Source organism: Brevibacillus gelatini, from assembly GCF_050920745.1.
In the GTDB taxonomy this organism is placed as follows: domain Bacteria; phylum Bacillota; class Bacilli; order Brevibacillales; family Brevibacillaceae; genus Brevibacillus; species Brevibacillus gelatini.
Genome location: NZ_CP154342.1, coordinates 2,588,833 through 2,614,205, shown reverse-complemented (window position 1 = coordinate 2,614,205; position 25,373 = coordinate 2,588,833). Strand labels below are relative to the sequence as shown.

22 protein-coding genes are annotated in these 25,373 nt (G+C 51.8%); 16 read left to right on the top strand and 6 right to left on the bottom strand.

Annotated features, from left to right (window positions below; all coding sequences use genetic code 11):
• Positions 1-96: 96 nt before the first annotated feature.
• From AAFJ72_RS12470 to AAFJ72_RS12430, 9 genes are all read left to right on the top strand, one after another.
• Complete coding sequence (locus tag AAFJ72_RS12470) at positions 97-1,341, top strand: competence/damage-inducible protein A (RefSeq protein ID WP_432774199.1); 1,245 nt, start codon at positions 97-99, stop codon at positions 1,339-1,341.
• 7 nt (positions 1,342-1,348) lie between these two features.
• On the top strand, positions 1,349-2,938 hold the full coding sequence (locus AAFJ72_RS12465; protein WP_122903448.1) for a DEAD/DEAH box helicase: 1,590 nt from the start codon (positions 1,349-1,351) through the stop codon (positions 2,936-2,938).
• Positions 2,939-3,108: 170 nt separating this feature from the next.
• Positions 3,109-4,167 (top strand): recombinase RecA, encoded by a 1,059-nt coding sequence (gene recA / locus AAFJ72_RS12460; protein WP_122903449.1) that lies wholly within the window; start codon positions 3,109-3,111, stop codon positions 4,165-4,167.
• Positions 4,168-4,250: 83 nt separating this feature from the next.
• Positions 4,251-4,898 carry a RecX family transcriptional regulator gene (locus AAFJ72_RS12455; protein ID WP_122903450.1) on the top strand — a complete coding sequence of 216 codons (648 nt, stop codon included), beginning with the start codon at positions 4,251-4,253 and terminating at the stop codon, positions 4,896-4,898.
• A 280-nt stretch (positions 4,899-5,178) separates the two neighbouring features.
• Positions 5,179-6,720: a ribonuclease Y gene (gene rny / locus AAFJ72_RS12450; RefSeq protein ID WP_122903451.1), complete on the top strand. Its 1,542-nt coding sequence runs from the start codon at positions 5,179-5,181 to the stop codon at positions 6,718-6,720.
• 130 nt (positions 6,721-6,850) lie between these two features.
• Positions 6,851-7,645, top strand: a complete 795-nt coding sequence (locus AAFJ72_RS12445) for a TIGR00282 family metallophosphoesterase (RefSeq protein WP_432774198.1) — start codon at positions 6,851-6,853, stop codon at positions 7,643-7,645.
• A 118-nt stretch (positions 7,646-7,763) separates the two neighbouring features.
• Entirely contained in the window at positions 7,764-8,024 is a 261-nt protein-coding gene (gene spoVS, locus AAFJ72_RS12440) for a stage V sporulation protein SpoVS (protein WP_003385776.1), read from the top strand.
• A 464-nt stretch (positions 8,025-8,488) separates the two neighbouring features.
• Positions 8,489-10,267: a 2-oxoacid:acceptor oxidoreductase subunit alpha gene (locus tag AAFJ72_RS12435; RefSeq protein WP_122903453.1), complete on the top strand. Its 1,779-nt coding sequence runs from the start codon at positions 8,489-8,491 to the stop codon at positions 10,265-10,267.
• A complete protein-coding gene (locus tag AAFJ72_RS12430) occupies positions 10,239-11,105 on the top strand; it encodes a 2-oxoacid:ferredoxin oxidoreductase subunit beta (protein ID WP_432774197.1) in 867 nt (288 codons plus the stop codon). The genes AAFJ72_RS12435 and AAFJ72_RS12430 overlap by 29 nt, the downstream gene beginning before the upstream one ends.
• A 123-nt stretch (positions 11,106-11,228) precedes the next feature.
• On the opposite strand, the gene AAFJ72_RS12425 is transcribed toward AAFJ72_RS12430, so the two are convergent.
• Complete coding sequence (locus AAFJ72_RS12425; RefSeq protein WP_432774196.1) at positions 11,229-12,713, bottom strand: IS1182 family transposase; 1,485 nt, start codon at positions 12,711-12,713, stop codon at positions 11,229-11,231.
• A gap of 360 nt (positions 12,714-13,073) precedes the next feature.
• Positions 13,074-14,111 carry a YkvI family membrane protein gene (locus AAFJ72_RS12420; RefSeq protein ID WP_432774195.1) on the bottom strand — a complete coding sequence of 346 codons (1,038 nt, stop codon included), beginning with the start codon at positions 14,109-14,111 and terminating at the stop codon, positions 13,074-13,076.
• Between the two features lie 53 nt (positions 14,112-14,164).
• On the opposite strand from AAFJ72_RS12420, the gene AAFJ72_RS12415 reads away from it, so the two are divergent.
• The 3 genes from AAFJ72_RS12415 (at position 14,165) to AAFJ72_RS12405 (ending at position 16,772) form a co-directional block, all read left to right on the top strand.
• Positions 14,165-14,914 carry an MBL fold metallo-hydrolase gene (locus AAFJ72_RS12415; RefSeq protein ID WP_122903456.1) on the top strand — a complete coding sequence of 250 codons (750 nt, stop codon included), beginning with the start codon at positions 14,165-14,167 and terminating at the stop codon, positions 14,912-14,914.
• Positions 14,915-14,952: 38 nt separating this feature from the next.
• Positions 14,953-15,513: a class I SAM-dependent methyltransferase gene (locus AAFJ72_RS12410; RefSeq protein WP_432774194.1), complete on the top strand. Its 561-nt coding sequence runs from the start codon at positions 14,953-14,955 to the stop codon at positions 15,511-15,513.
• A gap of 158 nt (positions 15,514-15,671) precedes the next feature.
• Positions 15,672-16,772, top strand: a complete 1,101-nt coding sequence (locus AAFJ72_RS12405) for a YheC/YheD family protein (RefSeq protein WP_432774193.1) — start codon at positions 15,672-15,674, stop codon at positions 16,770-16,772.
• 89 nt (positions 16,773-16,861) lie between these two features.
• Here AAFJ72_RS12405 and cbpB read toward each other — a convergent pair whose 3' ends face one another.
• The 4 genes from cbpB to AAFJ72_RS12385 all read right to left on the bottom strand — a co-directional run bounded on the left by cbpB (position 16,862) and on the right by AAFJ72_RS12385 (position 20,966).
• Entirely contained in the window at positions 16,862-17,335 is a 474-nt protein-coding gene (gene cbpB, locus AAFJ72_RS12400; RefSeq protein WP_122903459.1) for a cyclic-di-AMP-binding protein CbpB, read from the bottom strand.
• 217 nt (positions 17,336-17,552) lie between these two features.
• Positions 17,553-18,692 carry an acyltransferase gene (locus AAFJ72_RS12395; protein ID WP_432774192.1) on the bottom strand — a complete coding sequence of 380 codons (1,140 nt, stop codon included), beginning with the start codon at positions 18,690-18,692 and terminating at the stop codon, positions 17,553-17,555.
• 55 nt (positions 18,693-18,747) lie between these two features.
• Positions 18,748-19,590 (bottom strand): lipoate--protein ligase family protein, encoded by an 843-nt coding sequence (locus AAFJ72_RS12390; RefSeq protein WP_122903461.1) that lies wholly within the window; start codon positions 19,588-19,590, stop codon positions 18,748-18,750.
• Positions 19,591-19,733: 143 nt separating this feature from the next.
• Entirely contained in the window at positions 19,734-20,966 is a 1,233-nt protein-coding gene (locus tag AAFJ72_RS12385) for an S-layer homology domain-containing protein (RefSeq protein WP_432774191.1), read from the bottom strand.
• A gap of 324 nt (positions 20,967-21,290) precedes the next feature.
• Between AAFJ72_RS12385 and miaB the strand changes: the two genes are divergently transcribed.
• The 4 genes from miaB to AAFJ72_RS12365 all read left to right on the top strand — a co-directional run bounded on the left by miaB (position 21,291) and on the right by AAFJ72_RS12365 (position 25,343).
• On the top strand, positions 21,291-22,802 hold the full coding sequence (gene miaB, locus AAFJ72_RS12380) for a tRNA (N6-isopentenyl adenosine(37)-C2)-methylthiotransferase MiaB (protein ID WP_432777189.1): 1,512 nt from the start codon (positions 21,291-21,293) through the stop codon (positions 22,800-22,802).
• A 3-nt stretch (positions 22,803-22,805) separates the two neighbouring features.
• Entirely contained in the window at positions 22,806-23,249 is a 444-nt protein-coding gene (locus AAFJ72_RS12375; protein WP_122903464.1) for a RicAFT regulatory complex protein RicA family protein, read from the top strand.
• Positions 23,250-23,386: 137 nt separating this feature from the next.
• Positions 23,387-23,947, top strand: coding sequence for an outer spore coat protein CotE (cotE, locus tag AAFJ72_RS12370; RefSeq protein ID WP_122903465.1), 561 nt, complete (start codon positions 23,387-23,389; stop codon positions 23,945-23,947).
• A gap of 127 nt (positions 23,948-24,074) precedes the next feature.
• The gene (locus AAFJ72_RS12365; protein WP_432774190.1) at positions 24,075-25,343 is read left to right on the top strand and encodes a putative amidoligase domain-containing protein; all 1,269 of its coding nucleotides are present in this window, start codon (positions 24,075-24,077) and stop codon (positions 25,341-25,343) included.
• Positions 25,344-25,373 lie beyond the last annotated feature (30 nt).

The following is a 25,373-nucleotide window of genomic DNA, read 5'->3' as shown; positions in this document are numbered from 1 at the left end:
GTCTCTTTTTTCACAAGACTCTTCTCTATAGCCACTAACGGTGATAAACTGTTGGGTTAGAGGCTTTTCTACTCTCAAAGAGAATGGATGAGGAAAATGAGAGCGGAGATTATCGCAGTAGGTACCGAGCTTTTGCTAGGCCAAATTGCCAACACAAATGCCCAGTTTCTTTCGCAGAAGCTGGCGGAAATTGGCGTGGGAGTCTATTTCCATACGGTTGTAGGAGATAATGCAGAGCGATTGCGGCAGGTCATTGCGCTCGCTTCCGGCCGATCCGATCTCGTCATTTTTACAGGAGGGCTTGGGCCGACACAGGATGATCTGACCAAGGAAACGGTGGCAGCACACGTAGGTGTCGGGCTGGAGACAAACCCGGAAGCCATGGAAAGAATCGAGCAGTTCTTTTTGCAACGTGGGATTGTCATGACGGAGAACAATCGGAAGCAGGCGCTGGTGCTTTCAGGCAGCCATGTCTTTTCCAATGACTTCGGGATGGCGCCTGGGATGGCGATCCGTCATGACAGTTGTACGTTCGTGCTGCTCCCTGGACCGCCGAGCGAGCTGTACCCGATGGTGGAGCGCTACGTGATGCCGTATTTGACGGGCTTGCTGCCAGAGAAGCAAGTTTTTCATTCACATGTGCTGCGCTTCTATGGAATCGGGGAATCCGCGCTGGAGGAGCGATTGCTGGATTTGATTGAAAAGCAGGACAACCCGACGATCGCGCCGTATGCCAAGGAATTTGAAGTGACGCTCAGGCTCACGGCAAGAGCGTCTGTGGCAGAAGAAGCAGAAGCGCTGATTTTGCCGGTGGAAGAAGAGATTCGCAAGCGTGTTGGCGAGTATGTGTACGGGATGGGGGAAGATTCGTCCCTGCACGCGGTACTGGTGAGCGAGCTGAAAAAGCGAAACGAGACGATCGCATGTGCGGAGAGCTGTACAGGCGGCACGGTCGCTTCGTTGATTACGTCCGTACCCGGCAGCTCTTCTGTTTTTCGGGGAGGCGTAGTCTGCTATACAAACGATGTGAAAAACCAGTTGCTTGACGTACCGGAAGAGGTTTTGCAAACGGACGGGGCCGTCAGTCGGCAAACAGCGCAGTTGCTTGCAGAAAATGTGCGAGCCAGGCTGGGGGCGACATACGGTGTGTCCGTGACGGGTGTGGCTGGACCCGACCCTTCGGAGGGCAAGCCTGTTGGCCTTGTCTACGTTGGAATTGCGGCTGAAGGGATGCCCACAGCAGTAAAAGAACTGCGCCTGGCTGGCAGAAGACAGGCGATTGTTGGGCGTGCCGCCAAATATGCGCTGTTTTACGCGCTGCAAATGCAAAAAGAAAGGTGACGTTTTCATGACGATGTTTTCTGATTTTCCTTTACATAAATCAATTTTGCAGGCGATCCACGATATGGGCTTCGAAGAGCCATCGCCGATTCAGGCTGCCTGCATTCCGAAAGTGCTGGAAGGGGGCGACCTGATCGGTCAGGCACAGACGGGGACCGGCAAGACCGCAGCTTTCGGGATTCCGCTCGTGGAAAAAATTACGCCAGCGAACCGGGTACAAGCAATCGTACTGACTCCGACCCGCGAGCTCGCCATCCAGGTTGCGGGAGAGCTGCTGCGTATCTCCAAATACAAAAAAGTACGCACGCTGCCGATCTACGGCGGACAATCGATCGGCCATCAGATTCGCGCCCTGCGCCAAGGTGTACAAATCGTCGTAGGGACACCTGGCCGCGTGATGGATCACCTGCGCCGCAAAACATTGAAGCTCGATCATGTACATACGCTCGTTTTGGATGAAGCGGACGAAATGCTGGACATGGGCTTCATCGAAGACATCGAGACAATCATTACACATATGCCGGAAGAGCGTCAGACCCTGCTTTTCTCCGCAACAATGCCGCCTGAAATCAAGCGCCTCGCTACCCGCTACATGAAGCAGCCGCAAACGATCGCTGTCAGCCGCGAGGAAGTGACAGCACCATTGATCGAACAGGTGTATTACAAAGTGTTTGACCGAAACAAAGTAGAGAGCCTCTGCCGCATTCTCGACAGTGAGGATGTAGAGCTTGGCATCATCTTCTGCCGCACCAAGCGCGGGGTGGATGAGCTGTCCGAAGTGCTGCAAGCCCGCGGGTATTTGGCGGACGGCTTGCACGGCGATCTTTCCCAGGCGCAGCGCGACAAAGTCATGAATGCCTTCCGCGAAGGCTCCATCGAGTTTTTGATCGCAACGGACGTAGCAGCGCGCGGAATCGACGTCGGAAACGTTTCCCACGTCATCAACTACGACATTCCGCAAGACTCCGAGAGCTACGTGCACCGGATCGGACGTACAGGCCGTGCCGGACGCAAAGGTATTGCCATGACGCTGGTGACTCCGCGTGAAGTCAGACAGATGATGTTCATCCAGAAGCAGACAAAAGCGCAAGTGCTGTCCCGCAACGTTCCGTCGCTGGAAGAAGTGGCCGAGCGCAAGCAGGAACAGCTTCGCGAGCAGTTGACCAGCCTGTTGGAAAGCGATGCGATTGCGGACATGTACCAAAAAGTAGCGGAATCGCTCGTTGGCCAGTACCCTGCTGAAAAGGTTGCCGCTGCGGCACTGCACCTGGCTTTCCATACGGAAGCGGGGCAAATGCAGGAGACAGAAGCGTACAACTTCGGAGAGACAGGTGCGGCAAAAGGCATGGTGCGTTTCTTCCTGAACGTAGGCCGAAATGTGAACATGAAGCCGCAGGATTTGGTTCGCGAGATTTCCGAGTCGGTCGGCATCCCGGGCAAAGCAGTGGGACGCATCGACATTTTCGAGAACTTTACGTTTGTGGAAGTGCCGGAGGACGTGGCGCCGTTTGTCTATGAATCGCTCCGTCAAACCCGGATCAACGGCAAGCGCATCAACCTGGAGCCGGCGAAGCCGCGCGGTGCGAAGCGCTCCTAGTTCGCTTCAGGCGTAAAGACAGACAGCCATTTTGCTGGGAATATCCAGAAAATGGCTGTTTTTTCGTGATGCGAATATTTGTTCGCAAAAAATACTTGGCAAACGGTTCTATCTCGATGTATGATGAAGACAAGCAAAAGAGATGCGAATAGTGAAAGGGTGTGTACCATTTGTCAGATCGTCGCGCAGCTTTGGAGAGTGCATTGCGTCAAATAGAAAAGCAATTTGGAAAAGGTTCCATCATGAAGTTGGGAGAGGTGGCCAACGTTCAGATTTCCACCGTTTCCAGTGGGGCGTTAGCTTTGGACATCGCGTTGGGTGTAGGTGGATTCCCGCGCGGACGTATCATCGAGATTTTTGGACCAGAGTCTTCCGGTAAAACCACCGTAGCACTGCATGCCATCGCAGAAGTGCAAAGACAAGGTGGACAAGCGGCTTTCATCGATGCCGAGCACGCGCTGGACCCTGTCTATGCGGCCAAGCTGGGCGTGAATATTGATGAGCTGCTGCTCTCCCAGCCGGATACAGGGGAGCAAGCATTGGAAATTGCCGAGGCGCTGGTACGCTCCGGTGCGGTCGACATCATTGTCGTGGACTCGGTAGCAGCGCTCGTTCCGAAGGCAGAAATCGAGGGCGAGATGGGAGATTCCCACGTAGGTTTGCAGGCCCGTCTCATGTCGCAGGCTTTGCGCAAGCTGTCCGGTGCGATCAACAAATCGAAGACGATTGCGATCTTCATCAACCAGCTGCGTGAAAAAGTAGGCGTGATGTTCGGGAACCCGGAAACCACTCCTGGTGGACGCGCACTGAAGTTCTACGCGAGCGTGCGTCTCGATGTTCGCAAAGCCGAAGCGATCAAGGTCGGCAACGATGTCATGGGCAGCAAGACCAAGATCAAAGTCGTGAAAAACAAAGTAGCGCCGCCGTTCAAGGTTGCTGAAGTGGACATCATGTACGGGGAAGGGATCTCCAAAGAGGGCAGCATCCTCGATATTGGTTCCGAGATCGACGTCGTGCAAAAGAGTGGTGCGTGGTACTCCTTCAACGATGAGCGCCTTGGCCAAGGGCGGGAAAACGCGAAAATTTTCCTCAAAGAAAATCCTCATATTGCAGCGCAAATCGAGGCGAAAGTTCGCGAGTATTTCAGCCTGAACCCTGGTTCTGTTCCGGAGGCAGAGCCAGTGATTGATCCGGAGCAAGAGGAAGAGCCGATGTTTGACCTCGATTAATGAGCTACTGCGTGCAAAATCAACAGCCTGTCGATGAGACAGGCTGTTTTGTGTGAAAAACGTTTCGAAAGGAGCAAAAGCGCATGAAGGGAGGCCAAATCACTGCCGTTCACCGCGATTATAAGCAGAAGCAGCGCTACCATATCGATTTGGATGGGGAGTATGCATTTACGGTACATGAAGACATACTGATAAAGTACAACCTGTTCAAAGGGACACAGGTGGACGAGGCATTTTATGGCGAAGTGCTGGTCGCAGAAGAGAAGCACAAGGCGTATCTGGGCGCGTTGAAATATTTGGGGCTGCGTCCGCGCACGCGCAGTCAGCTGCATGCGTACTTGCTGGAAAAAGGCTTTGATACCCGCGTCGCTGATGAAATCTGCCAGCGCTGCGAGGAGCAAGGGTACATCGACGATGAAGCGTTTGCCAAGCAATGGGTGGAGGAGAGGCTGCGCCTGAAGCCGCGCAGTTCCTATATGCTGCGGATGGAACTGGCGCAGCGCGGCGTGGACAAGTCGATTGCAGAAGATGCCGTGCAGGGCATTTCCAGAGAGGCTGAACTGGAAGCAGCTCGCGCTTTGGTAGAGAAGAAAGCGCGACGCATCGCAGGAGCGCCGAATCGTGACGAGGAGAGAAAGCTCTTGTCCATGCTGATGCGCAAAGGATTCGCGCATTCCATCATTCAGCAGATTCGGGAAGAATTGCGCCAGAGAAGGGATGGGCAGGACTGACTCGATTTGCATGTTCTTGACAATTCTTGTTCACAAATAATAAAATAGGTTTGTATTTACTTGGTGTATCATAACTTTTTGCGCTTTGCTCACTCGTTGCCTGTGAAACAACTGAACAACCGTGCGATAGCTGTACGGATTCAGCGGACCGAGTAAAATCGGTCCTGTTTTTTAGCGAATGTTCAAATGTGAGAGCAAAACGAAAGCGGCACTCCATGAAAAACGAATGCGTGGAAAGCGGGGAGATGTCTTACAATAAGGAGGTGAAACGAAAAAGCCTATGGACGCTATACTAACAGTTGTCATCGTGCTCGTCGCCCTGCTCATCGGCTTGGCTGCTGGCTACTTCATTCGTAAATCGATTGCGGAAGCAAAAATCTCCAGTGCGGAGGAAGCTGCACGCCAGATCGTCGAGGAAGCGAAACGGGATGCCGAAGCCGTTAAAAAGGAAAAGGTGCTGGAAGCGAAGGATGAGGTGTTCAAGCTTCGTTCCGAAGCAGAAACCGAGTTGCGTGAACGACGCAACGAGATCCAGCGTCAGGAACGGCGTATTTTGCAAAAAGAGGAAACGCTGGACCGCAAGATGGAACAGTTGGAGCGCAAGGAAGAAGAACTGTCTGAGCGCGACCGGACCATCGCAGAATTGCAAAGCAAGGTAGAGCACTTATATAAAGAACAAGTTTCCGAGCTGGAACGCATTTCCGGACTGACGCAGGATGAGGCGAAAACGATCATTCTGACCGATGTGGAAAATACCGTTCGCCACGAAATGGCTGTGATGATTAAAGAAATCGAGACACAGGCCAAAGAAGAGGCAGACAAGCGCGCTCGTGAAATTATTACCACCTCCATTCAGCGATGTGCAGCCGATCACGTGGCAGAGACGACCGTTTCTGTTGTGACGCTGCCAAACGATGAGATGAAGGGCCGGATTATCGGACGGGAAGGACGCAACATTCGTGCGCTGGAGACGTTGACCGGTATCGATCTGATTATCGACGACACACCGGAAGCCGTCATCCTGTCTGGCTTTGATCCGATCCGCCGGGAAATCGCCAAAACAGCGCTCGACAAGCTCGTAGCGGACGGCCGCATCCACCCTGCCCGTATTGAGGAAATGGTGGAAAAAGCACGCCGTGAAGTAGACGAGCGTATTCGTGAATACGGCGAACAGGCAACATTTGAAACTGGAGTACACGGCCTGCATCCGGACCTGATTAAGATCCTGGGACGACTGCGTTACCGTACCAGCTATGGTCAAAACGTGCTGAAACACTCGATGGAAGTAGCTCATCTCGCTGGCCTGATGGCAGCCGAACTGAAAGAAGATGTGAAGCTGGCCAAACGTGCAGGTCTGCTGCACGACATCGGTAAGGCGATTGACCATGAAGTCGAAGGTTCACACGTGGAGATCGGTGTGGAACTGGCCAAGAAGTACAACGAGCATCCAGTGGTTGTCAACAGTATTGCTTCTCATCACGGTGATACCGAACCAACTTCCGTCATTGCTATGCTCGTGGGAGCTGCAGATGCTCTGTCTGCTGCACGCCCAGGCGCACGCCGTGAGACATTGGAGACATATATCAGACGTTTGGAGAAACTCGAAGAAATCTCTGAGTCGTTCGATGGCGTAGAAAAGTCTTATGCGATTCAAGCGGGACGAGAAATTCGTGTTATGGTTCAGCCGGACAAGATTGATGATGCAGAAGCTACCCGTCTGGCACGGGATATTACCAAACGAATTGAAAATGAACTGGACTACCCTGGTCACATTAAAGTGACAGTCATTCGTGAGACACGGGCAGTCGAGTATGCAAAGTAAAGTGGCCATCAGCCACTTTACTTTTTTTCTGAGAAGGCCCCGTCAATTCAATGGATTGACGGGCCTGCTGCGGCTACATTTCCTAATTCCGCAGTGGTTGTGTATACTAGCACTATGAGGTGAATGTTCAATGAAGCTTTTGTTTATCGGAGACATCATGGGATCGCCCGGCAGAGAAATCGTCAAAACGTACTTGCCGCTTCTGAAAAGAAAGTACCAGCCTACGTTCATTGTCGCCAACGGTGAAAATGCGGCGCATGGCCGGGGCATTACCGAAAAGATTACGAAGGAACTGTTCGAGATCGGTGTTCAGGCGATTACGCTTGGAAACCATACATGGGATCAGCGGGAAATTTTCGATTTTATTGATGAGGAGCCAAGGATGATCCGTCCGGCGAACTTTCCTGCGGGAGCGCCCGGAAAAGGCATCACGTATATCAAGCAGCCGGAAGGGGAGCTTGCGGTCATCAACCTGATGGGCAGAACCTTTCTCCCGCCGCTTGACTGTCCATTCCAGATGGCGGACAAACTGGTGGAGCAGGCCCGCAAGCGCACAAAGCTGATTTTTGTCGACTTCCACGCCGAAGCCACTTCGGAAAAACAGGCGATGGCCTGGTATCTCGACGGCCGTGTCACGGCTGTAGTCGGTACGCACACGCACGTACAGACAGCAGATGAACGCGTTTTGCCGCAAGGGACAGGCTTTTTGTGCGACGTAGGGATGTGCGGCCCAAGCAATGGCATCCTTGGAATGGAACGCGAGGCGGTCATCCGGAAATTTTTGACCCAGCTGCCTGTTCGTTTCGAAGTTGCTCCAGATCCTGCGCAGTTGAACGCTGTCCTGATTACGATCGACAAGGCAACAGGACAAGCGAAAAAATTGGAGCGAATCCGAATTGACGTCGACCACCCGTTTATGGAATAATGGACATAAGATTAGAATTTTTTGAATCTTTCACGTGAGTTAGCAGGAATTTTTAGGGGTTATGCGAATATCATACTAATGATGACAGGATTCCTATCAGACGGGAGGTTCAAAAAGGATGGAAGTATTAAAAGTTTCAGCAAAGTCTAACCCCAATTCCGTTGCTGGTGCCCTTGCCGGCGTTCTGCGGGAACGCGGTGCAGCTGAAATCCAAGCCATTGGCGCTGGGGCGCTTAATCAAGCTGTGAAGGCCGTAGCAATCGCACGAGGGTTCGTAGCGCCGAGTGGAGTTGACCTCATTTGCATTCCAGCCTTTACCGACATCGTAATTGATGGAGAAGAGCGTACTGCAATCAAATTAATCGTAGAACCCAGATAATAAAACTGCAAACGAATCGCCTGCCTGTTTGTTCGAAGAATGAACAGGTTTTTTCGTGTCCAAAAAGTCGGATACGTGCGTATTAACAGGTTTTCCTATCGGCGCAAGCGGGTATGTGCATATACAGGTGCTTACTGGTTTGCACAAGGGCTGATTTGGACGAGTGCGTATGAAAGGGGGGGAATGGGGCTATTCTGTTTGTAGAAGGAGCGGAAGTATTGAAATTTGTGTGAGGAAATTAGTTGCGTGTTTTCGGAAACGTGCTACAATAATACATGAGGATATTAATGAACCTAGTTCAACATTAAAATTCAGGTCAAAAGTAAGTTGAGTAAAAGCACTTGCAATTTGACAGGGACAGGACTACAATTGTTACTGTCTATGCACAGAATTGTCACATCTTATCAATCTTTTTCAGGTAAGATGGGCAGCTTGCTCACAGTCACTGAAAGGGTGGAATCTGAATGATTAGTCAACTTTCCTGGAAAGTTGGAGGACAGCAAGGGGAGGGCATCGAGAGTACTGGTGAGATTTTCTCGATGGCGATGAATCGGATGGGTTACCATCTGTACAGCTACCGTCACTTCTCTTCCCGTATCAAGGGTGGACACACGAACAACAAAATTCGCGTGAGTACAACGCCAATGCGTGCGATCTCCGACGATCTGGACATTCTCGTAGCGTTTGACCAGGAGACAATCGATTTTAACGCGCATGAACTTCGCGAAGGTGGCATCATCATTGCAGATGCCAAATTCAATCCAAAGTTACCGGACGGGTTGAAGCCAGTTCGCTTCTTCACTGTACCACTGACTGAGATCGCTGATGAACTGGGAACTTCCCTGATGAAAAACATGGTGTCGATTGGTGCGTCCAGTGCAATCCTCGGCATTCCAGTGGAAAGTTACCGGGCTATCGTTGAAGATATGTTCCTCCGCAAAGGCGAAAAAGTGGTTGAAAAGAACATGGAAGCGATTCGCCGCGGATTTGATTTTGTAAATGAACTGACTGGTGGACAGTTGCCTGAGTTCCAAATGGAAAAAGCGGAGCCACAAAAACAACTGTTCATGATCGGTAACGATGCGATCGCTCTGGGTGCTATCGCAGCAGGCTGCCGCTTCATGCCAGCATATCCGATCACACCGGCTTCCGAAGTAATGGAATACCTGATTAAAAAACTGCCAAAACTCGGCGGAACCGTTATCCAAACAGAAGACGAGATCGCTGCGATTACGATGGCAATCGGTGCTAACTACGCAGGTGCTCGTTCCTTGACTGCTTCTGCAGGTCCTGGTCTGTCCCTGATGATGGAAGCAATCGGTCTGGCTGGTATCACCGAAACACCAGTTGTGATCGTAAACACTCAACGTGGTGGCCCATCTACAGGTATGCCGACCAAAATCGAGCAATCCGACGTAAACGCAATGATCTATGGTACACACGGCGACATTCCAAAAGTCGTTATCACGCCAAGCACAGTAGAAGAGTGCTTCTACGATGCAGTTGAAGCGTTTAACATTGCGGAAGAGTACCAGCTGCCAGTCATTCTCATGACAGACCTGACTCTTTCTCTGGGTAAACAAACCGTTGCCCCATTTGACTACAACAAAGTGGAAATTCGCCGCGGAAAACTGCTCGCTGGACAAGAACTGCCTGAAAAAGAGCAAAACGACCTGTTCAAGCGTTATGAAGTAACCGAAGATGGCGTTTCCCCACGCGTTATCCCTGGACAAAAATACGGTCTGCACCACGTAACAGGGGTAGAGCACGATGAAACTGGCCGTCCTTCCGAGAATGCTGCGAACCGTATCCAGCAAATGGATAAACGTATGCGCAAGCTGGAAGGCGTTCTGAAAACGTTCAAAAACCCTGTAACCGTCGATGCTCCTCATGCTGATGCGGATGTTCTGGTAGTGGGAATCAACTCCACCATCGGTACCATTCAAGAAGCAAAAGGCCGTCTGGAAAAAGAGGGAATCAAGGTTAACCATGCACAAATCCGTTTGCTGCATCCATTCCCGACTGAACAAATCAAAGCACTGATGGATAAAGCGAAAAAAGTGGTTGTTGTTGAGCATAACATTCAGGCACAAGTGGCCAACCTCATCAAACAACACGTTGGAAGCGCTGAAAAAATCGAATCTGTGCTGAAATATGACGGTAATCCATTCCTGCCGAAGGAAATCTATGCTGAAGTGAAGGAGCTGGTAAAACATGGCGACTATGAAAGAGTTTCGAAATAACGTTAAGCCTAACTGGTGCCCAGGCTGTGGAGACTTCTCCATCCAGGCGGCGATTCAACGCGCCGCAGCGAACGTAGGTCTGGAACCTGAAAATCTGGCGGTTATTTCTGGTATCGGATGTTCCGGACGTATTTCCGGCTACATCAACTGCTATGGTTTCCACGGTATTCACGGACGCTCCCTGCCAATCGCACAAGGTGTGAAAATGGCAAACCGCGAGCTGACTGTTATCGCAGCAGGCGGTGACGGGGATGGATTTGCGATCGGTATGGGTCACACTGTACACGCCATCCGTCGCAACATGAACATCACCTACATCGTGATGGACAACCAAATTTACGGTCTGACAAAAGGTCAAACCTCTCCGCGTTCCGCGACTGGTTTCGTGACCAAGTCTACACCGCAAGGCTCCATTGAGTCCTCCATCACTCCAGTGGAACTGGCGCTGTCTGTTGGTGCGACTTTCGTTGCCCAATCTTTCTCCAGCGACCTGAAGGGCTTGACTGAGCTGATTGAAAAAGGCATCAAACACGAAGGCTTCTCCCTGATTAACGTATTCAGCCCTTGTGTAACCTACAACAAAGTAAACACCTACGACTGGTTCAAAGAGAACATCGTGCCTGTAGAAACGATCGAAGGCTACGATCCGCATGACCGCATCAAGGCGATGTCTACATCCATGAAATACAACGGTCTGATTACCGGTCTGATCTATCAAAATACCGAGCAAAAACCTTACGAAGCGCTCGTAAAAGGCTTCAAAGAAGAAGGCTTGGCGAAACAGGACATTCGTCTGTCCCAAGAAGACTTCGACAAACTGGTTGCAGAATTTGCATAAGGTTTCATGAAAAAAACCTCTCCCGATTGCGAGAGCACTGCAAAAGTGCTCTCTCGGTTTTTAATAATGGGTTCATGTCAATAATTGATGCCGACGGCATCAAAAAGAATGCAGCCTTACTTCTTACGAAGCTGGCTGCATTTGCTTTATTAGCTTTACCATTCGCTTTACGTTTACAACGAATGCCGTTAAGTATGCTTGTATCCGCATACCAAATAAACCACGGTATTTTGCCCTGGTCAATCCATGAAATCTTTTTAATTCAGCATTTTTGTGCTCAATGATCCGGCGACGCTTCGATCGCTCTTTGAAGGTGGTGCTTGCCTCAAACCTCATGTGCTCTTGATAGTGCTCCGCCACCATACGAATGGAATAAGTCTTTGCTTTGGCACCAGGCTTGTAGCATCCTTCGCGAAGTGGACATGTCTTGCACTTCTCCACATCAAAGTAAAAGACAAGAGAACGGCTGCGCCCGGATTTTTTCTTCCCTTGTACCGCTTTTCGTATACTGTGCTCTCCGGTTGGGCAAATGACAAAGTCGGCGTCTTTGTTGTATGTAAAGCCTTCCTGTTTCATTCCTCCGGAATGGACAATTGGGTTTAAGGGGACTATCGGTTGAATGTCTTTTGAGGCAAGGAGATTTAAATTGTCTTTTCCAGAGTAAGCAGTGTCTCCGATGACTTCCTCAATCTTCATACCTGTCTTTTCTGTTTGCTCTAATAGCTTTGGCAGTTGTTTGCCATCATCTTCACTTCCACCCGTAACTTCAATCGCAGTGATGATCTCTTCTTCTGTCATCGCTACATGCTCTTTGTAGCCAAAAAAGGAGAGGGTATTGCTTTTCCAGCCAAAACGCGCGTCTGGGTCAATCGCAGACATGATGCCTTTGTTTGCTAGTAACCGTTCATCTTCCACGATTTGCTTTGCGTGCTTGAGTTTTTCGGAGATGGCCCCTTCATGATCAGGAAGGAGATTTTCTACCGTTTCTCCCAGTTCAGCGAGGTAATGTAGCATCACTTTTGCCGCATCGACATCGCCTTGCATACACTTCGGAGGACGAGGAAGTTTCTTCTCCAGCTTTGGATGCTTTTTAAGTACGGCTCGTACGAGCCGTTTGGCGGCTTCCTGCAACACGTCCAAAGGCCGTTTCTTTTGAGTGGAAGCAACAGTATGTGTTGCATCGACAATGAGTGTTTTTGACTTAATCAAGCCTTCTTCTACGCACTGTTTTACAAGCACTTGTAAGATTTCGTTAATCTGGCTTGCACCTAAGCGATGATTCCGAAATCGGGATAATTGTGACGGATCGGGCAAAGTATCCTCAGGATTCAACCCCAAGAACCATTTATACGCGAGGTTTACTTGTGCTTCTTGAATCATTCGCTCATCGGATAAGCCATAAAGATACTGCAGAAATAAAAGACGAAACAGAAGTTCCGGTTCATTCGCTGGTCTTCCGTAATATTCACAATAAGATGGACGAACTAACTCGTAAATGAACGAAAAGTCCACAGCTTCGTTGATTTTTCGAAGAAGATGGTCTTCGGGAATTAAATTGTAAAGTTCTGAATGAAATGAGGCTTTCAATTGTCTGTCAGCAGATAGCATGGCAACATGTCCTTTGAACATTTTCTTAATATTGATTATAGCGAAAAACCAGCACCGCGAGGTGCTGGCAATCATTCAAAGCCAAAAAGCTGATGGAGTTTGGAATAGGAGGCGTTTTATTTGCGGAGCGCCTTTGCCAGCCTTCCAGCGTAGAGACGTGGACACGGGGATGAAGGGGGCGTTAGTCTCACTTCATTGTGAAACCCAGATGTTGAGCCCCCGCCCCGTGAAACGTCTCGGAACGGACAGATAAGCCCCATAGTGGGCTGGCAACGAAGCGAAGCAAAGAAACGCCTTCACTTTCCATATAAAGGAAGTGTTTTGCAGTGCTCTCCCGATTGCGGAGAGGTTTTTTTATGGCTACCAGGCCCGGTCACGCCACTGTCTATAGACGAGCATCACCAGAAACAGCAGAACGAGCTGGCCAAACAGCGGGTACAAAAAGCGCAGCAACGAGCTGAAGCCGACAAAGCTGACCAGGTAGCAGATGACGAGGATGCAGAGAATGATCGTGGCTCCGCGCAGCCGCGTCACCTGGCGGATTTGCTCCGTCAACCCGAACACATTGGCTACGAGTGTCGAGAAAATTTCCGCGTAGACCAGCAAGGAAAACAAAAACGGGATTCCCCGCCCCAACTCTTGCAGCAGGGCAATCATCGGCATTTCCGTTTCCTGGATACCCGGCATTTTTACCGTCAGCGAGGAATAGGCCAATAGCAAGAGCAGTCCGATTCCCAAGCCCCCCATGATTCCCCCCACGATCAACGGCTTTTCACTCGTGCTGTGTCGGCCGATCGGCACAAGAACCGCTTGTGTAAGCACGACATTTAAGGCAACATAGTAGAGAGGGGAGCTAAGCCAGGCCCAGGGGCGCAAAGCTTCAACAGTGACGCTTGTATCCAGCCATGGTTTCGAGTACAAAAAGACGAGCAGCGTAAACGCGACAAGCATAGGCACAAAAATGCTGTTCACTTGATGAATGGCAAACAGCCCTTTTCGCGTGACGAAAAAAATGAGAACCATGCTAAGCCAAATGCCGATTTGCGGAGACATGTGAAATGACTCCCCAAAAATAGCCCCGGTGGCCGCCAGCATCACGGATGTCGTTCCGAGCAAAACGGTTAGCAGCAGCGTATTAAAAACGGTGCCAAAAGGGTGCCCGAACAAATACGTGCTGACCTCTTGATAGGAATCGGCCTGGATACGGTAGGAGATGAGCATCACCCGTATCCCCGCCCACACGAATAAACTTGTCGCAATCCCAATGCCAATCAAGCCTTGTGTCCCATATTGCACAAAGAACTCGACAATTTCCCTGCCTGAGGCAAAGCCGGCTCCTACGACTGTTCCGATATACGTAAAAGCGATTTGCCATGAGGCTTTCCATGTTCCTTGCATCTCAGACCTCCTGTCCCACCTTAATCCATCCTATGAACGGGAGTGAACCGAATATGCGCGTAACCGTGCTTGGCTATCAATCTCCATATCCTGGCCCTGGGGGAGCGACACCGGGCTATTTGATCGAGACGAATGAAGCAAAGCTGCTCGTCGATTGCGGCAGCGGAGTGCTATCCCAACTCGGTGTCCATATGCCTATTTACGAGCTGGATGCCCTGCTTCTGTCTCATTATCATCACGATCATGTAGCAGATGTAGGAGTGCTCCAGTATGGACTGATGGTGCATCAGCTGTTCGGGCAACGACCTGCTGACAAGCCGCTTCCCATCTACGCGCCGGCCTTGCCGGAGCAGCAGACGAAAACGTTGACCTACCGGGATGCAACCCGCTTTTTCCCGCTCGAGGAGCAAAGCCAGCTCGTCATCGGTGACGTGCACGTCTCGTTCCGGCGTACGGATCACGGTGACGGGGACCCATGCTACGCCATGCGCTTTGTGGCAAACGGGAAAACGATTGTGTACGGGGCCGACAGTGGGCCAGGAACAAACTGGCGCGGCTTTGTCGATGGGGCCGACTTGTTTATATGTGAAGGCACTTATTTGGATCATAACCGCCCCAAAACGCCGAACGGGCATTTGTCAGTCCGCCAGGCCGCAGAGCTGGCGCAAGCGCACGATTGCCGTTCGCTTTTGGTCACACATCTGTTTCACGGTTACGAAGAAAGCGACGTGCTCGGCCAGGCGGAGGCGTTTGTCGCAGGTCCCGTCCATGCGGCCCGCATCGGCTTGCAAATCGTGCTGTAGCAGCACGGATAGAAAGAGAGAGGAGAAAAGAAAAGGCGATGTTTCCTAATGTATTGGAGGTAGCGCGAAAACTGATTCGCGAGCGAGTACAACCAGGAGAGACAGTGATTGACGCCACGATGGGCAACGGCAATGACACGTTGTTTCTCGCCCAGCTCGTTTCGGAGACGGGCCACGTCATTGCGTTTGATATTCAGCCGCAGGCGATTGCCAAGACGAAAGAACGTCTGGAGCGGGAAGGCTTGTTAGATCGGGTCGAGCTGAAGCTGGCGAGTCACGAGGAAATCGAGAGTCTGGATGTGCAAGCTGCCGCGATCATGTTCAATCTGGGCTATTTGCCTGGAGGCAACAAAGAGATTACGACCCAGGCCGCAAGCACGATCCGCGCCATCGAGTCCGGTTTGCGTGTCCTGCGGCCAGGAGGGATCATGACGGTGATGATTTACTGGGGCCATGCCGCAGGCGAAGTGGAAAAGGAAGCAGTGGAGGCATTTTGCCAGGAGCTTAGCCAGATGGAGTTTCTCGTGCTGAAATACCAGTATATCAATCAGCAAAATCAGGCGCCGTTTCTGTTGGCGATTGAACGCCGGGCGCAATAATACCGCTTTCGCTTTCCCGGGCAAGCGCACCATTCGACAGCGCCAGGCTGCAAAGATTTTGCCAGCGGCAGGAATAGGCTTGGCGGGCGCAAAATAGGCACGCCCTTGCCGTTTTTGGCACATACCCTATGTTGAGGAATGGAGCAAGGGGGATCTTTGTGGACAGAATCGGCATTATGTTAGATTGGGGCATTATGCAGAAAGGGATCAGGGGAGACAAGTCGTACGAGCGTCTGCCGTATTATGTGGAAATTGGCAAAGAGCTGGGGCTGGAGCCTGTCTTTTTTCATCCAAGGCATGTCCTGCCAGGCGACGAACGGGTGCAAGGCTATTTTTGGAACGGCAGCAGGCTCGTTTCCCGGCGGGTGGCTGTACCGCGGGTTATCCACAACCGCGTCCTGACCGGGGACCAAAAAGCCCGCGCTGTCATTTCCCGGCTCAGCAAAAAGAAGACAGTCTTCAACGGCCTGGTCGTGCGAGACAAGCGCAAGGTGCACCAGATGCTGTGGAAGAACGAGCACCTACGCAAATACTTGCCCCACACCGTTCCCTATTCCGGTGAGCAGTTTCGCCAGTTTCTCGATAAATACCAGGTCGTCTATGTCAAACCGTCGATTGGCTCTGTGGGCATTGGGGTGGCCAGAATCGAGCGGCACGGGAGCGACTACCACTTTATCGCCTCGAAAAAGCGCAAAGTGATGTCGCGTCCCGAGCTGTTGGCTGCCGTGCGCCGCTGGGTCGGCGGCAAGCGTTTTCTCATCCAGCGGGGGATTCCACTGGCCCGCTACAACGGCAAAACGTTTGATATTCGCGTGTCCGTACAAAAAAACCGGGAGCGGGACTGGACGGTCAGCGGGATGGTCGCCAAAGTTGCCAACAGCAAAAACAAGCTGAGCAACCTTTCGCGCGGCGGCAGGGCGGTGCCTCTCACGGAAGCGCTGGCAACGCTGTTTTCGCCTGAGCAGCAGGAAGAGACGATCCAGCGTATCAGTGAAGCAGCGGTGGCGATCGCGAAGCAGTACGGCCGGCACTTTTCCTCGCTGGCCGATCTCGGGATGGATATGGGCATCGACGAGAAGGGCAATCCGTACCTGATCGAGATCAACGTGCGGGATCAGCGGTACTCCTTTTTCAAGGCAGGAGAAAAAGCGATGTTCAAGCAGACGTACCGCCGTCCATTGGAGTATGCCCTGACCTTGCTGGAGGAGCAAAAGCTCCGCAAAAAGCACGCCGCTCAATTTTTGCGGCTGCACAGCTAACGACGAAAAGCAGACGTCTGCCAGCGCAGCGTCTGCCTGTTGAAAAGAAAAGGACGGTGGCGCGGGCCTCCGTCTTTTTGCATACAGTCTTACGCTTTTTCTTGTTGGGGCTGGTTTTCGGCCAATGGGTAGGGCAGGTTGCGAAAGTGCCGATACGTCAGAGCCAAAATCGATTTGCGCGTCAAAATTCCCTTGAAGTAATGGTCGGCATCTTCAATACAGACAAAAGGGTGATTGATGGAGACTTCCAAAGCCTTCAAAAATTCATCCGTATCGTGCAGACGCGGCACCTTGGTGTCCATGACATCGTCGACGACGTACTCGGAAAGTTTTTCCAGCTCGAAGCGCTCAAGTCCCAGCGATTTGTTGATAATCATGTTCGTGCTAATCAATCCGTGCAAACGGTACTGATGATCGAGTACCGGAATGGCCGAGTAGCCAGATTTGATGAGAACGAGCAGGGCGTGTTCAAGCGAGTTCCCCAATTGCACGTGAGCAACTTTTGTGGATGCGATGATGAGCTCTTTGATCGGGGTATGTAACAATGGAATATCCTGATTCATCCAGATCGACCACCTTTTCTGTCGTTGCGGCAGCAGCTTGCTACCAGTGATCCTCTTTTATGATACCGTAAGTGAGGGGCCAGTGGTAGATCTGCAGAAAAAAAGCCCGGCAGATTGCCAGGCAATTAATCGAGGTGTGGAACAATTGTCCCTGCTCTTAGTATGCAGGTTCGGCTTCTTTTTTACATTAGGAGTTTGGAGGAAAGAGCAGCAAACGCTACGCCTTGTAAACCTCCGTCTTGTAGACCGGCTTGGACTTCTGCTTGCCTCTGCCACCTGTCCAGTACGACAGCAGTGTGTGTTCGTACAAGAAAATACAGAGCGGCGGCGTAATCACGAGCATGGCAAACATGATAAGCGGAGTAGACCAATTCAGTCGGTAAATGACGTAGCTCTCCAGCAAAAACAGAATCAACGGGTGGACGAGGTAGATCGCCATGTTTTGCCGGGCCATGCGCGATAGCCAGCCACCGAACTTGGGCAGCTTCCCGAGATAGCGGGAAAGCGAGTAGAAGCTCACCAGGAAGCTCGTCGTGTAGAGCAGGTAGATCGGTTTGAAAATGTTCAGGCTGTCGTAATACGAGACGGTGCCGTTCAAGTACCCGTAGGTCATCCAGGCTGCGGTCCCGAGCGCAATCATCAAGGCTGGCAATTGCAGGCGACGAGTCCACGCGCGCCATTTTTCCAGGTTCAAGCCGGCATACGCGCCGAGAGCAAACGTAAAGATGTACATGTGCACGTAGTTTTGCCCGGAAATATAGGTGTGCTCAATGAAGGCAAGAACAGGAGACGCCGACCAGTCTATTTCCCAGAGCGGGCTGACAAACAGGTACTGGTACACGACGTACAGGCTGATCTGTCCGACGAACAGCACCATAAGCAGGCGAAAGCTTACCCATCGCTCAAACCACGGTTTGACCAGGCAAAACAGCAGGTTCAACTGCAAATAGAGCGGAATGTAGTACAGATGGTAAAATGCGCTGCCCGTAAACAGACTCTCGAAAAACGGTGCCGCCAGAACGGCAGGATCCATGCTTTGCAGCTTGAATCCGGTAAAGATCGCGGTCCAGATCACGTAGGGCAAAACGATGGTGCGCCAACGCTTTTTCCAGAAGGCAGCCCAGTCCAGCTCCCGCTTTTGGTACCAGTAAAACAGCAGCATCCCTGTGGCAAAAATAAACAGGGAGCGCCCGAAGCGCAGCAAAATCAGCAGAACGGCTTCCAACTCGCCGTTCCACGGGAAGTCGTGCTGGTTTGCAATGAAAAAACCGAGAATGTGAATCGAAATGACCGTGATGGCTCCAAAAACAAAAAGGGCATTCAGATCCTGAAACGTCCCCTTTCGATCGCTATTCATAAATCCTCCCAAAGTCTCACCGACTGCACCACCTGCAAAACGAAAACGAACCATTTTACTTGGGCAAACGCCATTGTGGTGTAGCCAGTTCTTTTGCGGTAAAGGAGAACAGCTGCAAACGATTCGCCAAATGGTGCTGAGATTCCGCCAGCAGTTCATCCTGTACAGAGAAGGGAACGGAGTGTACGGGCCACTGGGAGCCAATCGCCGCGAACAGTCGCTCCTTTACATCGTCGACAGTGGTTGACCGTCCTGTCAGCCCGGCAATACTGCCGACTGTCGAGCCTATAATTGCCGGAATCGGCTTGTGGGCTTCCATCTCATCCAGCCCGGCGATGGCGTAAAAACGTTCCATCCATTCTCCGCGCGGTCTTTCTTCAATATTAATGCAAATCTGCAAAATGGATCCGAAGCGGGTACGACGCTGTGCCATGCCGCCGATTTTTTTGCCGTGCAGGGAAAAATCGTACTCTCCGGCACAGTAGGAACCGAGCACTTCGCCAAATTCCAGTACGCCGTAGTCACGCAGTCCAACCTGCAGCATTTCGGCGACGAAGGAAAAGAACGAATCAATCGAAATCGTCGTATCTGGCAAGAGCCAGGCTACATTCAGTACGCCGGCATCCAGCGGAACACAGGCGCCGCCAGAAGAGCGCAGCACACATCCGAAGCCATCCTGACCATACTGGCGCAAAGCTTCCTCCAGATGAGGCAGTCTCGCGTCTCTGCGACCCAAATACAGGGCTTGATCGTATACCCAGAGGTGGATGATCGGCACAGCAGATTCGGACTGCATACCGGCCGCCAATGCTTCATCGCGAACCAAAGGCTCAAGCGGCTGCCCGCGATATACGCCCGAATCCATCCAGTGAAAAGGTTGATTGACAGAAAAAGACATAAAAAAGGCTCCTTCACAGGATAAGAATCGCTATCATTATACAATTGAACGATGTACATTTCTAGGTTTTCGCCAACCTTTTTTCTGGATGGGAAAAACACCCGACATGCAAGCTGGTGCGCGCCGGGTGTTGGGGATTTCCATTATTTTACTTCTTTCAGACTGAAATTGTCCAGATAGGTCATTTTGCGAGGCGCGTCTTTTGTTGCGTCCTCCTGCATGTACAGGCCGAGCCCGGTTCCTTCCTGCTTGACCTGTTGTTGTCCAAACAAATACTGGTCGTTGACGTAGATGGAAACGGTGTTGCCTTTGACAGCAACTTTCAGCTTGTTGCTTGCTTTCAGCTTGTAGGAGCCGGATGCAATCACTTCGATGTCGTCCTCTTCGGCATCGGTGACTTTGCCGAGAACGACGCGGTCTTTTTGCACGAATACGACATGAGCTTGCCCGTCCTTGCCGTTGAAGTACAGACCTGCGAGTCCGTTTGTACCGGAGACGTTGACATCGACGCTCAGTTCGTAATTTTCCGGTTTGGCCTTCTCATTCCAGATGAGCGGCAGGAAGTAATGATCGACATCATCGTCGTTGGAAACGGCCGTTACTTGCTTGTTGATGACGCCCCAGCTGCCTGTTGCCTTTTTTGTATCCCAGTTTTTCAGGTCAGCGGAGGAAAAGGCGTCGCTAATACTGATTGGCTCTGGCTTTGGCGGTTCCGGATTCGGGAAGACGACTTTCGTTTCGTCATCTTTGCGCTCCAGAATGGCGCGGTACAGCAAGGAAGCCGCTTCCGCACGAGTGATCGGGTCTTGCGGACGGAAATAGCTGTTGTAGCCTTTCATCAGGTCCGTTTGCAGCGCGATGGCGATGTACGGACGCAGAGCTGGCGAGGTTTCGCTCTGGTCGCGGAACTTTTTCAGCTGATCCAGATCGGCTTTGTATTTTTTGTCGTAGCCAAGCAGGCGAACGAGAGCTACCGCAATATCTTCCCGGACTGCCGGCTGATCCGGTTTGTACGTGTAGGTAGAGCCGGACTTGTAGCCAGTCAGGTACGGCTTGGCGTATTCGACGTAATAAAATGCCCAGTGGGAACGCGGGACGTCTTTAAACGTCTGGGTGACGGAGCTTTTCTTGATGTCCACATCAGCTGCCGCGATCATGATTTTGGCAAACTCTGCCCGGGTCACTTGGTTGTTCGGACGGAACGTGCGGTTGTCGTATCCTTTGATGATCCCTTTTTCGGCCATCTCCGTGATTTCCTTGTACGCCCAGTGACTACGCGGAACGTCTGAGAACGACGGAGTCGAAGCGGCACTGACGAAAGGGATTGCCGTCAAAAACATCAACACCGACAAAAGTAAGGCGAATGCTCGTTTCATGCTGACCTCCTCAATATGGCTCGTGGTTTTCGGTAGCTGCCTTTTACGACGACGTCTGGGTCTGGAAAGTTGCAGAGGATGAAGGGAAAACGGTCAAAATGGGTAAAAAGACGGAGGTTGTCTGAAAAAACAGCGGGAGCATTTGCGTGGAACTGGGGCAAAGAACAGGGAGAGCGCAGGCAAAAGAAGTGAAGGGGCAGCATGCGCAAGGCCATTTCGTACATATTTTGCCTCATTATGCATTAGCTTTTGTATCCTCCCAAATGCTATAATTCTGTATTGGTGACTCATTTTCAAAGAAATTATTAGCTGAGGTGATAGATGATGAAGGAATCGAAAGTGGCGACTCCGGACTTAAAATCCGCCAAGTCTCCGAAAACAACGGCGGACTATGCGAAATACTTCCAGCCGCCATCCTTGAAGGATGCGAAAAAACGGGGAAAAGAAGAAGTCAAGGTGCACTACGATTTTGCCATTCCCGAGGACATGCGCGAGATCGGGAAAGGAAAGCGTTACTTTGTCCGCACGTACGGCTGCCAGATGAATGAACACGACTCCGAGACGATCTCCGGCATTTTGCAGCATATGGGTTACACCGCGGCAGACGAGATCGAGGATGCCGATGTCATTTTGTTCAACACCTGTGCGATCCGCGAAAATGCGGAGGACAAAGTGTTTGGCGAACTCGGCAACATGAAGCGGTTGAAAAACAACAACCCCAACCTGATTCTCGGCGTCTGCGGCTGTATGTCGCAGGAAGAGAAGGTTGTCAACAAAATCCTGAAAAGCTATCAGCATGTCGACCTGATTTTTGGTACGCACAACATTCACCGCCTGCCGCAGCTGATGCGCGATGCGATGTTCAGCAAGGAGATGGTGATTGAGGTCTGGTCCAAGGAAGGCGACATCGTCGAGAACATGCCGAAGCTGCGGGAAGGCAACACGAAGGCATGGGTCAACATCATGTACGGCTGTGACAAGTTCTGCACGTATTGCATCGTGCCGTATACACGCGGAAAAGAGCGCAGCCGCCGTCCGGAAGACGTCATCGCCGAGGTGCGCGATCTCGCACGCCAAGGCTTCAAGGAAATCATGCTGCTCGGGCAAAACGTCAACGCGTACGGAAAAGACTTTGCGGATATCAAATACGGATTTGGCGATCTTCTGGACGAGATTCGCAAAATCGACATTCCGCGCATCCGCTTTACGACGAGCCACCCACGCGACTTCGACGATCATCTGATTGAAGTGCTGGCAAAAGGCGGCAATCTGGTGGAGCAAATCCATCTGCCTGTTCAGTCCGGTTCGTCGGAAATCTTGAAGCGCATGGCCCGCAAATACACACGGGAGCACTACCTGGAGCTGGTGCGCAAAATCAAGGCAGCGATTCCACATGTATCCCTTTCTACAGATATTATTGTAGGCTTCCCAGGCGAAACCGACGAGCAGTTTGAAGAGACGATTTCCCTTGTCGAAGAAGTGCGCTACGACTTCGCCTATACGTTCATTTATTCACCGCGGGAAGGCACACCGGCTGCCGGCATGGAAGACAACGTGCCGATGGAAGTGAAAAAAGCACGCCTCTACCGCCTGAATGAAGTGCTCGCCCGCATCGGTCTGGAGCAAAACAAAAAGCTGGAGGGTCAGGTGCTGGAAGTGCTCGTTGAGGGCGAATCGAAAAACAACCCGGATGTCCTCGCAGGACGTACACGGACGAACAAGCTCGTTCACTTTACCGCAGACAAGTCGCTGATTGGCGAGTATGCGCACGTCAAAATTACAGAAGCCAAAACGTGGACGCTTCACGGCGAACTCGTTACCAAAGTCGAGGTGTAAGAGATGGAACAGACAAACCTGTACACACAAAAAGAGATTCTGGACAAAGCGCGCGAGCTGGCTGCGATGATTTCGCGCACGAAAGAGGTCGACTTTTTCAAACGCGCTGAACATCAAATCAAGCATAATGAACGCGTCCAAGACTTGATTGACAAATTGAAGCAAAAGCAAAAGCAGATGGTCATGTTTGAATCCATCAATAAGCCGGAACTGGTGAAAAAAGTGGAAGAGGAGTACAACCAGCTGCACGAGGAACTGGATTCGATTCCAATCGTAACCGAGTTCAAGCAGTCCCAGGTGGACGTGAACGATCTTTTGCAATTGGTGACAAATGTTATCACGAACACCGTCTCCGAGCGTATTATTTTGGATACGGGCGGAAATCCGCTGACAGGCGAAACCGGCGGCGGTCCGGAAAAGAAACATGGCGGCGGCTGCTGCTCGTAAGGAAGTCGGCTGAAGCGATCGAAACGGACACGCTGTAGCTTTTCAAACAAGATACCCAATTTCAGGTGGGTGTTTGCACCCTAGCCGAATGCCCTGCATACAAATGTACAGAAACGTTGTATGGAGGAGGTAACGAAATGTCGGGTACAGACAAAGAACTACAGTGCCGGGAACTCATCGCGAAAGCTGTCTGCGGCAAAGGTCATAAATTTTCTACCAGCACCCACACCATCATACCGTCGCAAACTCCTTCGACGATCCTGGGATGCTGGATTATAAACACGAACTTCCAGGCAGAGAAAGTCGGAGACGCGGTTGAAGTATCTGGTACGTATGATGTCAACCTGTGGTTCTCGTTTGCAAATAACACGCAAACCGAAGTCAAGCGGGAAACTGTCAAGTTCTCCGTACTCGTTCCGCTTACGTTCTTCGACAAAAACTGCAGAGGCGATCTGGAAATTGTCGCTCGCGCCGTGGAGCAGCCGAAGTGCGTAAAAGCCGAGTTGAGTGCTGGAGGCACCATCACAGTCAAGGTTGAAAGCGAATTTGCTGTCGAAATCATCGGAGAAACCAAAGTCTGCGTAGTCGTCTGCAACAATTGCGATGACAAAGACTTCCACATGATCGGGGACTATGAAGAAAACAGTGACGAGTTCGACGACTTTGATTCAGCCAGCATGCTCGACGAGCTTGACTAAGAGGAGAGATTGATCTCCTCTTTTTTTCTTTTTTTTTAGCGGAGAAAAAGGCAGACGCCTTCGCTCTCACTCTTCCCTGGGCGCTAACATAAGATAAGGAAGAATACAGCATGGGAGTGTGGAGAGCATGATACGAGAAGGTTTGCAGGAGAGCGCCGGATCGCAGGCCATGACAGCCAACGCCAAAGAAGCGGTCGCGTTTTTGCACCGCCCCCAGGTCGGACGCTGGCTCTTGAAGCTGAGCGGGCTGCCCGTGGCTGCGGGACGAACAGCGCCTCCCGGATGGCGAACCTACAAGCTTTGTCTCTATCAGGACCTGGTGCTGGACGTGGTGCGGAGCACGGAGCAGCCGCAATGGCTATTGCATCGTCTGGGGGAGCCCGACTACGAGCCGATTCCGTTTCCGTCCCCCGATCCGGAGGTCCAGATGGTCAAAGCGCTTGCTGTCCGCAGCTTGTATGCCGTAGGAGCGGAAGCAGGGCAAGTCACGATCATCGCGGCGTCTGTTCACCGGGCAAAGGTCGTTTCCGTGGAGCCGGATTGGCCGGCAGAAAAGGCAGATCACTACATGCAGAAGGCTCGCGACTGGTGGCAGGAGCGCATGCGCAAGCTGCCGCAGGAGCTGAACAAGCTGGGCGCCGACCCGGAGTTTTCGCTGCGCCGGGCAACGGGGGAAATGGCGCTCGCCTCTGATTTTTTGAAAATGAACGGAACGGTCGGCTGCGATACGACACGCTACCGGGAAGACCTGGCGCTGCATCAGCATCCGGTAGCCGAACTTCGCCCTGCTCCGTCGGAAGACCCCGATGAGCTGTTTCTTCATATTTATGAAGCATTGAATTTCGCCATGAAAAAAATCACCAACAAAGAGATCGAGTGGCTGGCGGGCGGGATGCCGTTTCCCGGTTATCCGATTGGCGGGCATATTCACTTTGGCGGCGTATCGCCTACTTTTGCCTTGCGGCGGAAGCTGGACGCCTATCTCGCGCTGCCGCTCGTGCTGGTCGAAGACGTCGGCTGCGTGCTGCGCCGACAGCGCTACGGCTTTTTGGGAGACGTGCGGGAAAAGGCGTACGGCTTCGAGTATCGGACGCTGCCCAGTTGGCTTGTGCATCCGGTCGTGGCGCGGGGCGTATTGCACCTAGCCAGACTGGTTATCACGAGCCATGCCCAACTGAAAGCAACCCCGCATTTGCAGCCGGCGCTGGTCAAGGCGTACTACCGCGGGGACAAGGAGACGCTGGAGCCGTACGTCAGACAGGTGCGTGACGAGCTGCGGGAGCTGCCGGGCTATTCGCTTTCGCGGGTTCATCTGGAGTCGTATTTTTCCTTCCTGTTGCGCGGGGAAGTGTGGCTCTGCGATCTGGATCTGAAGCGTGCGTGGAACCTGCGCTGATTTTTTCATCTGGATCGAACATCAACATCG